The sequence below is a fragment of the Streptomyces sp. SID5785 genome (assembly GCF_009870065.1).
GTDB lineage: Bacteria > Actinomycetota > Actinomycetes > Streptomycetales > Streptomycetaceae > Streptomyces.
Genome location: NZ_WWIA01000475.1, coordinates 1 through 10,080, shown reverse-complemented (window position 1 = coordinate 10,080; position 10,080 = coordinate 1). Strand labels below are relative to the sequence as shown.

At 71.0% G+C, this 10,080-nt stretch carries 8 protein-coding genes and 1 pseudogene; 3 read left to right on the top strand and 6 right to left on the bottom strand.

What is annotated here, in order from left to right; genetic code table 11:
* A pseudogene (locus tag GTW43_RS38050) lies at positions 1 to 302 on the bottom strand (hypothetical protein); the annotation flags it as partial.
* Between the two features lie 209 nt (positions 303 to 511).
* Here GTW43_RS38050 and GTW43_RS15595 point away from each other — a divergent pair.
* Positions 512 to 1,513, top strand: coding sequence for an alpha/beta fold hydrolase (locus GTW43_RS15595; protein WP_161302588.1), 1,002 nt, complete (start codon positions 512 to 514; stop codon positions 1,511 to 1,513).
* Positions 1,514 to 1,556: 43 nt separating this feature from the next.
* Here the strand turns inward: GTW43_RS15595 and lysX are convergent, their stop codons facing one another.
* Both lysX and GTW43_RS15585 read right to left on the bottom strand, forming a co-directional pair.
* Positions 1,557 to 4,802, bottom strand: coding sequence for a bifunctional lysylphosphatidylglycerol synthetase/lysine--tRNA ligase LysX (gene lysX / locus GTW43_RS15590; protein WP_161302586.1), 3,246 nt, complete (start codon positions 4,800 to 4,802; stop codon positions 1,557 to 1,559).
* A 163-nt stretch (positions 4,803 to 4,965) separates the two neighbouring features.
* Entirely contained in the window at positions 4,966 to 5,685 is a 720-nt protein-coding gene (locus tag GTW43_RS15585; protein WP_237536612.1) for a DinB family protein, read from the bottom strand.
* Positions 5,686 to 5,859: 174 nt separating this feature from the next.
* On the opposite strand from GTW43_RS15585, the gene GTW43_RS15580 reads away from it, so the two are divergent.
* The gene (locus GTW43_RS15580) at positions 5,860 to 6,969 is read left to right on the top strand and encodes a serine/threonine-protein kinase (RefSeq protein ID WP_161302582.1); all 1,110 of its coding nucleotides are present in this window, start codon (positions 5,860 to 5,862) and stop codon (positions 6,967 to 6,969) included.
* 136 nt (positions 6,970 to 7,105) lie between these two features.
* Here the strand turns inward: GTW43_RS15580 and GTW43_RS15575 are convergent, their stop codons facing one another.
* On the bottom strand, positions 7,106 to 7,516 hold the full coding sequence (locus GTW43_RS15575) for a VOC family protein (RefSeq protein ID WP_161302580.1): 411 nt from the start codon (positions 7,514 to 7,516) through the stop codon (positions 7,106 to 7,108).
* Between the two features lie 523 nt (positions 7,517 to 8,039).
* Between GTW43_RS15575 and GTW43_RS38045 the strand changes: the two genes are divergently transcribed.
* The gene (locus GTW43_RS38045; RefSeq protein ID WP_237536611.1) at positions 8,040 to 8,213 is read left to right on the top strand and encodes a hypothetical protein; all 174 of its coding nucleotides are present in this window, start codon (positions 8,040 to 8,042) and stop codon (positions 8,211 to 8,213) included.
* 51 nt (positions 8,214 to 8,264) lie between these two features.
* On the opposite strand, the gene GTW43_RS15565 is transcribed toward GTW43_RS38045, so the two are convergent.
* Both GTW43_RS15565 and GTW43_RS15560 read right to left on the bottom strand, forming a co-directional pair.
* Positions 8,265 to 8,984, bottom strand: a complete 720-nt coding sequence (locus GTW43_RS15565) for a heparin lyase I family protein (RefSeq protein ID WP_161302576.1) — start codon at positions 8,982 to 8,984, stop codon at positions 8,265 to 8,267.
* 219 nt (positions 8,985 to 9,203) lie between these two features.
* Positions 9,204 to 10,080: winged helix-turn-helix domain-containing protein (locus tag GTW43_RS15560; RefSeq protein WP_237536610.1), on the bottom strand; the 877-nt coding region annotated here is incomplete at its 5' end.

The window sequence follows — 10,080 nt, the reverse complement described above, 5'->3', positions numbered from 1 at the left end:
ACGTCATACGTGCCCGCACCCGTGCCGGAGGGCACGGTGAACTCCCCCTGAAGTGCCGGAGTGTCGGCCGCAGGACCGAGACGGAAGCTGACGCTCTGCCCCGGTGACGCGTTCGTCGCTCCCGTGGCGGAGGCGTCGTCCCCGCACGCGCGGGTGGCGACCCACACAGAACCGCCCGCACGGGTCGAGGACGGAGTCAGCTCGACACCACGGTCGATGTCACCGGCCCAGGCCGCAGCGGGTGATACGGACAGGGCAGCAGCCGTGAGAGCGGCACCGGCAACCATCCGCGCCAGACGCATGAGTCCTCCCAGGTTCGGCGAGCGGTCCCGCTCGCGCTTCCCGCCAGGCAACCCGAGCGATGAGCCGAACGCATGTCGAGTACACCCATGCGTGGCACGCGTCCGGGCCGCAGAGCCGGGCCCGGTGCACCCCTCGGCAGGGTGGTTCTGGGTCCACCCCACCGGGGGTGCTGGACCGCTGGTGGGCCGAACTGGCCCTTCATAGCGTTGTGTTCATGATGAAGAACACGAACGAGGAACGCAGCGGCGTCACCCGGCGGTCGGCACTGCGGCGGCTGGGGCTGACCGCAGGGGGCGCGGCACTGGCCACCGGGCTCGGCGCCTCACCGGCCGCGGCGGCCGCGCGGCGCGAGCTCACGACCTACGTGCTGGTGCACGGAACGCACAGCGCCGGTGCGTTCTGGACGCCGATCGCCCGGGAACTGGCGTTGCGCGGCCACCGCGTCGTCATGGTGGACCAGCCGCGGCACGGCGCGGAGGCCTTCGTCCCGGAGGCGTACCAGCGGCAGGACCTGGCGGCGATGGCGGAGGAGCCTTCCCCACTGAAGGGACTCGGCCTTGACGACTACGAGGCGCGTGTCGCGGGCATCGTCCGGCAGGCCGCGCGGAACGGGCCGGTGGTCCTGGTCGGGCACAGCCTCGGCGGCGTGTCGGTCAGCCGTGTCGGCGACGCCGTCCCGCATCTGTTGCAGCACATCTGCTACATGGCGGCGTTCTGTCCCAGCCGCGTCCTGCCTACTGCCGACGCCTGCACGGCGGCACCCGAGAACGCGAACGCCGTCAGTCCGGTGGAGCTGACGGTGGGTGACCCGGACCGGCTCGGCGTGTTGCGGCTGAACTTCCGTACGGGTGTCAGCGGTGAGCTGGCCCTCCTGAAGGAGATGATCTGCGCGGACTACCCCGACGCCGACTTCCGCCGGATCCTGGCCGGCTTGCAGACCGATGAACCCGTCACGGCCTATGCGGGCCGCGCCGTCGGCCGGGCCGACGCCTGGGGACGCCTTCCTCGCACGTACCTGCGTTTCGGCAGGGACCGTACGATCGCCACCGCGCTCCAGGACCGGATGATCGCGGAGGCCGACGCGGCCACCCCTGGCAACAGGTTCCGCGTGCACGACTTCCCCACGGCGTCACACGTCGGCCCGCTGGATCCCACCCCGGTCGCGGACGTCCTGGACACCCTCGCCGGGCGACGAGGACAGCGGTACTGATCACCGGGCGCGAGGGAGGCTCCGCCGGACCGTCGGTCCCCGGTCAGCGGCGTCGGACCAAGGGGAAGGGCAGGGTCTCCCGGATCGTGCGGCCCGTGAGGAACATGACCAGGCGGTCGACGCCGATGCCGAGCCCGCCGGTGGGCGGCATCGCGTACTCGAGGGCGTCGAGGAAGTCCTCGTCGAGTTCCATGGCCTCCGGGTCGCCGCCCGCCGCCAGAAGGGACTGGGCGGTGAGCCGCCGGCGCTGTTCGACGGGGTCGGTGAGCTCGCTGTAGGCGGTGCCGAGTTCGGTACCGAAGGCCACCAGGTCCCAGCGCTCGGCGAGCCGCGGATCGGCGCGGTGCTGGCGGGTGAGCGGCGAGACGTCAGTGGGGAAGTCCTTGTAGAACGTGGGCAGTTGCGTCTTCTCCTCGACCAGCCGCTCGTACATCTCCAGGACGACGTCGCCCCGACCGCTGTCGGGTGTGCAGGGGACCTGCGCCCGCTCGCACAGCTGCAGCAGCCGCCCGAGTGCGGTGTCGGCGTCGACCTCCTCTCCGAGCGCCTCGGAGAGCGCACCGTAGACGGTCTTGACCGGCCACGGCCCCGAGATGTCGTGGGCGACGCCGTCCTTGTACGCCACGGGCTCCCCGCAGGCCGCGACGGCCGCGTCCTGGATGAGTTCGCGCGTCAGGTCCAGCATGACGTCGTAGTCGGCGAAGGCCTGGTACGCCTCCAGCATCGTGAACTCGGGGTTGTGCTTGTAGGAGACGCCTTCGTTGCGGAACGTACGGCCCATCTCGAAGACCTTCTCCATGCCGCCGACGCACAGCCGCTTCAGGTACAGCTCGGGGGCGATGCGCAGGTAGAGGTCGAGGTCGTAGGCGTTGATGTGGGTGGTGAAGGGGCGGGCGTTGGCACCGCCGTGGATCTGCTGGAGCATCGGGGTCTCGACCTCGAGGTAGCCACGCGAGAGAAGTCCCTGCCGCAGCGCCTGCACGGCCGTGGAACGGGCCCTGACCACGTCGCGGGCCTCGCGGCTGGCGATCAGGTCGACGTACCTCCGGCGGACCCTGGTCTCGGGGTCGGCCAGGCCGCGGCGCTTGTCCGGGAGCGGGCGCAGGCACTTCGCGGCGAGGTGCCATGCGGTGACGAAGACGGTGAGCTCGCCGCTGTCGCTGGCACCGACCTGCCCGGAGGCAGTGATGTGGTCGCCGATGTCCGTCCCCCGGGCGAACGCCGCGACGGTGTCCTGCCCCGCCGTGTCCCGGGCGAGGGCGATCTGCCGGTCGCCCGACCAGTCACGCAGGAGCGCGAAGACGATGCCGCCGAAGTCCCGTACGAGCATGAGCCGGCCCGCGACCGTGACCTGGTCGCCCTTCGTCGCGTCGGTGATGTCGCCGAGGGCGTGGGTGCGCGCGGGCAGGCCCACCGGATAGGCGTCGACGCCTGCGGCCTGGAGGGCTTCGAGCTTGCGGTGGCGCACGCGCACCTGGTCGGGCAGCTGCCGCTCGGGGCTGGCGTCCGGCGACGGCAGACCGAGTTCCTCGATGGGCGGCAGCCCCTGGGTGGTGGCGGGCGTGGTGACCGCGGCGGGGCGGTGCCCCTTGCCCCACAGCCGCCGCAGCGAGGGGACGGAGACGAACCCTTCGGCGATGCCCGAGGCCAGACTGATCCGGGCGAGCGAGCCGGCATCCGCGTAGCAGATGAACCGTGGTTGCCACGCGGGCCGGTACTTGGCGTTGGACCGGTACAGGGCCTCCAGCTGCCACCAGCGCGACAGGAACAGCAGCAGGCGGCGCCACAGCCGCAGGACGGGCCCCGCGCCGATGCGGGCGCCCTCCTCGAAGACGGACCGGAAGACCGCGAAGTTCAGTGAGATCCGGCGGATCCCGTACCGACCCGCCACGTCGCACAGCTCGGCGACCATGAACTCCATGACGCCGTTCGGCGCCCTCCGGTCGCGGCGCATGACGTCCAGGGAGACGCCGTCCCTGCCCCACGGGACGAACGAGAGCAGCGCCAGGAGCTCGCCGTCCGCGCCGAGCGCCTCGACGAGGAGACAGTCACCGTCCTGAGGGTCGCCGAGCCGGTCCAGCGCCATGGAGAAGCCGCGCTCGGTCTCGGTGTCGCGCCAGGCGTCCGCCCTGTCGACGATCGCCTCCATCTCCTGCTCGGTCAGGCTCGCGTGACGGCGGACGCGACAGGTCGCGCCCGTGCGTCGCACGCGTCCGACAGCCTGGCGCGCCACCCGCATGTCCCGGCCGTCCAGGTCGAAGTCGGCGACGTGCAGGACGGCCTCGTCCCCGAGCTGCAGCGCGCCGAGCCCGGCGCGGGAGAACGCGGTGGCCCCTTCCTCGGAGGCGCCCATGACGGCCGGAGACCAGGCGTGGCGTCGGGCGATGTCGAGCCAGGCCGCGATGGCGTGCGGCCAGGCCTCGGGGTCACCGACCGGGTCGCCGCTGCCCAGGCACACACCGGCTTCGACGCGGTAGGTGACCGCCGCCTTGCCGCTCGGCGAGAAGACGACGGCCTTGTCGCGCCGGGTGGCGAAGTAGCCGAGCGAGTCCTGGGACCCGTACGCGCCGAGCAGGGCGCGGATGCGGGGTTCCTCGTCCCCGTGCAGGGCGGCTTCCATGCGCTGCGACCGGAAGAGGGTGGCACAGGCGTTCAGCAGCGCGAGTGCGCCGAACAGGCCGAGCAGGAAGGACAACGAGCGAGGCGGGGCACCGTCGTACGAGGCGGCCGCCACGAGGCCACCGCAGACCTTGTCGCTGGCCCACAGCAGATGCTGGCCGGATCGCAGGCTGCCGGGGAAGAGCGCCACCAGTCCCCAGCCGACCAGGATCGAGACCGCCAGGCCGAGCAGAAGAGCGGTCAGGGCCCGGCGCAGCGACCCGTGGCGCGTGGCCGCGTAGAACTCACGGCGTGCCGCGAGCAGAACCACGACCACGATCGCGCAGACGATCAGGGAGGGCAGCGCATCGGCGTACAGGCCGACGCCGACACCGATCGCGTCCACCGCGATCAGCAGCCCGAGGTAGACCACGACCAGCCACCAGGCGACCTTCTTGCGGGACGCGGCCGCGCCGGCGAGCAGGAGCAGGAAGGCGGCATAGGCGAGGTTCGCGCTGACCGGCACGGTGAGGGCGTCCAGGAAGCGCGTCACCGGGCGCAGAAGGCGGCGCAGCGGCGCGATGACCGCGATCAGCGCACAGTAGACGGCCAGTGCGGCGAAGGCAGCGGAGAGAGCCCTGGGTACGTGGTGTGTCCACCGCCGGGCAGTCGCGCTCTGCGGCGGCGTCATGGCGGGGGACTCGCTCGAACCGGTGATGGCCATGATCCCGACTCTAGGAACGTGTCCCGGGACTCGCCTGCCGGCACCGCCGGGCGGGGTGCTCCATGCGGGGTGCTCCGGGCGGCTGTGCGTCCGGGCCGTCGCCTCGGCCCCGGAGCCGTCGATTCCGGTCCTAGCCGGCGTCGCGGGCCTCGATCAGGTCGAGGTCGCGGACACAGAAGGTGTGGTGCTCGAAGGTCTCGGTGAGCACGGTGCCGAGGCACTGCCGCACGGAGCGGCCCCGGGCGTAGGGCGGCCAGACATCGTCGTCGGGCACGGGTGCCGGCGCGGCGAGCCGGTCCACGGTGACCTGGTCGAGCCAGGCCTCGAGCTCGGCGGTCTGCGCGTGGCGCACGCTCACGATCTCGTCGAGGGACGGGTCGAGCGAGAGGTCGAGTCCATGGGCTTCGCGGTAGGGCTCCATGGTCGTCCCGATACCCAGGGGGGTGAACAGGTCCGTGGAGCCCAGGCAGCAGCGGCGGAACCAGGAGTCGTGGACGAAGACCAGATGGCGCAGCGTCTGGACCGCGGACCACTCGTCGTTCACACTGCGGCGCTCGATGCCGGGCGTGCGGCGGATTCTGTCGAGGGTGGCCGCCCAGGCGGCGTGGAGAGCGCGTGCCGCCTCGCGCAGGTCGGCGGGATCCTCGGAGCGCAGCAGTACGCGTACCGGGTGACGCCGGTCGAGCTCCGCTTCGACGTACTGGGTGACCTCGACTCCGTTGACCGTCAGGTTGGTCACGAGTCCGTCGATCACGGCGTCCTGCATGACGACGCCGATGAGGCGCGCCCCGGTCAGGTCGCATTCGCGGAACTCCGCGCCGTGCAGGTCTTCGTCCATGTACCGCGTCATGCTCCGCATCCTAGGTCCGGGCACTGACACATCCGCTTTCCGGCTTCGTCCGAACCCACGCGATGCGCGGTCGGGGCTCGGCCTCTGAAGGCACCGCGGCCTACAATTCCCGTTTGGAAAGCGGAACTTACCAATGAGAGCGACGGTCGGCACGGGAACGGGTGGGTGATGGGGGTGCGGGAGACGCGGCCCGGCACAGTGATCGGCGGGCGGTACCGACTCGAGGTCGCGCTGGCCCGGGGCGGTTTCGGCGTCGTGTGGAAGGCCCATGATCTCCGGCTGGAACTGGCGGTCGCCGTCAAGGAGGTCTACCTGCCGCCCGCCACGTCGCCTGAGGAGCATGCCGCCCGGCTGACCAGGGCACGCCGAGAGGCGCGCCATGCCGCCGCTCTGCGCGACCGGCCGCACATCGTCGCCGTGCACGACATGGTGATCGAGGAGGACCGGCCCTGGATGGTGATGCGTCTTGTCGACGGTCGTTCCCTGGAGCAGCACATCAGCGCCCGCGGCGTGCTGCCCGCCGGTCAGGCGATGCGTGCCGCCCGGTGCCTGCTCGGCGCTCTCGCGGCTGCCCACGGCGCCGGGATCGTCCACCGTGACGTCAAGCCGGCGAATGTGATGATGACCGCGGACGGCGACTGCCTGCTCACGGATTTCGGGATCGCCCAGCACGCCACGGACACGTCGTTGACCGGCAGCGGGGCGGTGATCGGCTCACTGGAGTACATGGCACCAGAGCGGTTCAGCGGCCAGGACCTGCCCGCCGGCGATCTGTTCTCGCTGGGGGTGACGCTCTATCAGGCCACTGAGGGCGTGTCGCCGTTCCTGCGGGGCGACGCCGGCGCGACGCTCGCCGCCCTGCTGCGTGAGACACCGCCCGTTCCGCGCAACGCGGGAGAGCTCACCGGTGTGATCACCGCGCTCCTGGACAAGGAGCCTCGCCACCGGCCCACCGCCGACGAGGCCCTCCGGTTGCTCGACGCACCAGCCACCCGACACGCGGCGACCGCTGTGGACCGGGCGACCCAGCGGAAGTTCGCGCCGCCGCACGTCACCGACGCCGCGCGTGCTCGGGCCGCGGAGAAACACATCGATCTCCGGCAGATCAAAGGCAGCGGCAGGAACGGAAGCATCACCGTCCAGGACGTGTACGCCGCCGAGGGCGACAGGTCGCGGCAGCGCACGGGCGGCGACGCGGGCCTCTCCGCGGTGGGCTGTCTCGCCCTGCTCGGTGCGGTCGTGGGCGTCGTCGCCGCCGTCGTCGCCGTACTGGCCCAGCGTTAGGGCGCGTATCGAGTCGTGATCAGGCTGTGGGCGTGGCCCTCCCAGTAATGAAGAAGATCCGGGTCCGTGGGCGTCGGCCACGACGCCGGCCCCTACAAGGACCCGAGGCGCCCCCTGATCACGGACCCGTCGTGCTCTAGGGACGGGCGTAAGGCCGAGTCATGACCTCCATATTGTGACCGTCCGGGTCGTCGAAGTAGGCGCCGCGACCACCGAACAGATCGTTGACCCGGCCGGAGTCGGTGTGGCCGGGGTCCGCATAGTAGGTGACCCCGACCACCTCCAGACGGGCGATCACGGCGTCGAACTGCTCGTCAGGCACGAGGAAGGCGTAGTGCTGCGACTGGATCGGCTCGTCCCTCTTCTCGAGGTAGTCGAGCGTCACGCCGTTGCCGAGGTCAACCGGCAGGAACGGCCCGAACGGTGCGCTGACCTTCAGGCCCAGGATCGCGGCGATGAACTCGGCGGACAGGTAGCGGTCGCTCGCGTAGACAGCCGTGTGGTTCAGCTGGACAGCGGCATGTGGGTACGGCTGGTCGTAGGACATCAGTGGTCTGACTCCGGTCTTGGGGTCCGTCGGAAAGGCGCCGTATGCAGGCGCCGGGAGCAAAGACGCGGAGAAGGCGGCGGGCCCCTGGCCCGCCCCGGGCTCACGCCGAGGCCGGGAAACTCTCTCGTGCATGGCTCAAGGCCGACCCGGCAGTCACGCGGCCGACTTTAGTGATCACTGCGGGCGAGGGCAACACCGTTCCTCGGCCGTGCACCGGCTGCAGTTCGAACCGATGTCTCTGGTGATCACGACTCGATACGCGCCCTGGTCGCTTTCGCCTGCCGCACAGCCTCGCCGGGGCACGAAGGTCGGGCCGACGCGACTGTGCGCCCCAGGTGGCGGGCGAATCCGGACTCCGGGTTGCCTTGCCATCCTGGTGCCGGCCGGTGATGCTGGGCCGGTGCCGGGACAAGCCAGACGAAGACGGCGGCAGGAAGCCGACAGGCAGCGGCAGGCCGGACGCACGGCGCCCGGCACGGGCCGGTGGGAAGTGGTCCTGGAGACGCAGGATCATGCAGAGATGCGCAGACGGCTGCACCTCCTCCGGCAGTCGGGAGCCGACGCGGCGACCCTCCGCATCGAGACGCTGTGCGGGCGCCTGGCGCACCCGACCACCTACCGGTTGAGCCGATTCGTGCCGACGGCCGCACCCGTGCTGGGCCACGGATCTGCTGGAGAGGGCAAGGAGGCCTGACCGCTGGCGGTCCAGCCGGGTGCGCACAGCCCGCCGCGGAGCGGCCCGGCGTCAGTCGACGTCGGCGCGGGACGTCCCCATGGCCAGCCCGGCGACCCAGTTGATGGAGGCCGTGCTGGTGTCCGTGCCGAAGTACGTGCCCCAGCGCGGCTTGTTGCCGAGGTCGTCCCAGGTGCGGGCGCCGGTGCGGGACGCGAACTCGGTGCCGTCCTTGTAGACGGACAGCGTGCCCGCACCGGCCGAGTCGGTGGTGATGCCCAGCTGGATCGAGTGCCACTCCCCCGCGGTCCACGGGGTCGTGCCGATCGAGACCCAGTTCTCGCCGGGCTCCACGTACCAGGCCTTCAGCCGGCCGTCCTCGACCTTCATGAGCACCGGGTAGTTCTGACTGTTCTGGTCGTTCGTGCCGTTCGACTTCCACTGGAACACCGTCTGCGCGTTTCCGGTCTTGGTCATCGAGTCCCAGCCGAACCAGTAGGTGCTGTTGTCCCGGAAGGTGTACTCCCCCGCCGAGGTACGCACGCTGTGGGCCTCACAACGCGCCACGCCTATCGGCTTGTTGAACTTGAAGAACGAGCCGTGCCCGTCGTTCCAGTTCCCCGTGGTGACACTGGCCGGACTGTCGCACAACGTCGTGACGAAGACGCCCACGCCCTGGGCGGCATCCGCGTCCCAGATCACGGCGGCCTGCGCGGGCGCCACCGTCAGGGCGGTCACAGCTGCCGCCGTGGACGCCGTCACCGTCCACGCGTACAGGGTGCGTCGATGCATGGGGCCACCTCTTCGCTCGGAGGTCCTGAGCTTCTCGGCTTCTCGACTTCTCGGCATGCGCTCACCGTTGTAGGGCGTTCGTTCGCAACACTCAATATGTGCGACCTGATTGAGCGTTTCGATCGCTTACGGAGAGTGCTCCGTCCAGGACCGGACCGCCCATGACCGGTCTGCCGGGGCCTTGGCCGGATCATGCACCCGGCAGCGCACCGGTCACGGTCAGCGCGGCCGCGCGGGCGCCTGCTCCGGGCCCGATGAGGACACCAGTGCCGTGCCGAGTGTCGTCCTCGCGTAGCGGACGACGCGACCGCGGCGGGACCGGTCGACCAGTCCGGCCCGCAGCAGGATGCCGAGGTGGTACGACACGGTCGCACTGCTCCAGCCGGTGCGCCGGCTCAACTCCGCTGTGGACGCGGGCGCGTCGAGCGACGTCAGCAGGGCGGCTCTGGTCATGCCCACCAGCCCGGCCAGTGCCGGCTCCGCCTCGGCCGCCGGGCGCCGCCCGAGCGCGCCGATGCCGCGCGCACGGTAGATGAGTACCGGCGGATGCGGGCGTTCGGCTGCGAACAGCACGGGGCCGACGTGTGTCGTGGCCGGTACGAAGAGCACGCCGTCGTCAGCCCAGTCGATCACTCCGGAGTAGGCGCGTTCCAGTACGAGTTCAGTGCCTGTCCACTGCAGTTGCTCACCGAGATCGTCGAGCACCGCAGCGGCGCCGTGCGCCGCCATGCGGTCCGCACGGTTGCCGATGTCCGCATCCAGGATCGCCCGGATCGTCGGCCATTCGGGCGCCACCACGGACTCGAACAGGGTCAGCATCGCCGTGGCGGCAGCGGCCGCGACGGCGGCGCCACCGTCGCGCGCCACGGCCTCGAGCGCGGACGGCATCGGCCTGCGCCAGCGCTCGTACTCCGCCGTGCTCCCGTGCAGTTCACGGACGTGGGGCCACACGTGCCGGCCGCGGATCGCGATGTCGAGCTGGTAGTCGACCTCTTCGGCGGGCGTCGCCGCGATGCGGGCTGCCACCTCTGCGGGCGATTCGCCGTGGCGGGGCACCGGTGTCAGGAAGTCCGGGGCGTAACTGTGATCAGCGGGA

What these genes read in the sequence shown, in the direction of transcription:
- GTW43_RS15565 (WP_161302576.1), bottom strand. Translation starts at nt 8,984, where the DNA reads ATGCATCGACGCACCCTGTACGCGTGGACGGTGACGGCGTCCACGGCG.
- GTW43_RS15575 (WP_161302580.1), bottom strand. Translation starts at nt 7,516, where the DNA reads ATGTCCTACGACCAGCCGTACCCACATGCCGCTGTCCAGCTGAACCAC.
- GTW43_RS38045 (WP_237536611.1), top strand. Translation starts at nt 8,040, where the DNA reads ATGCGCAGACGGCTGCACCTCCTCCGGCAGTCGGGAGCCGACGCGGCG.
- lysX (WP_161302586.1), bottom strand. Translation starts at nt 4,802, where the DNA reads ATGACGCCGCCGCAGAGCGCGACTGCCCGGCGGTGGACACACCACGTA.
- GTW43_RS15585 (WP_237536612.1), bottom strand. Translation starts at nt 5,685, where the DNA reads ATGACGCGGTACATGGACGAAGACCTGCACGGCGCGGAGTTCCGCGAA.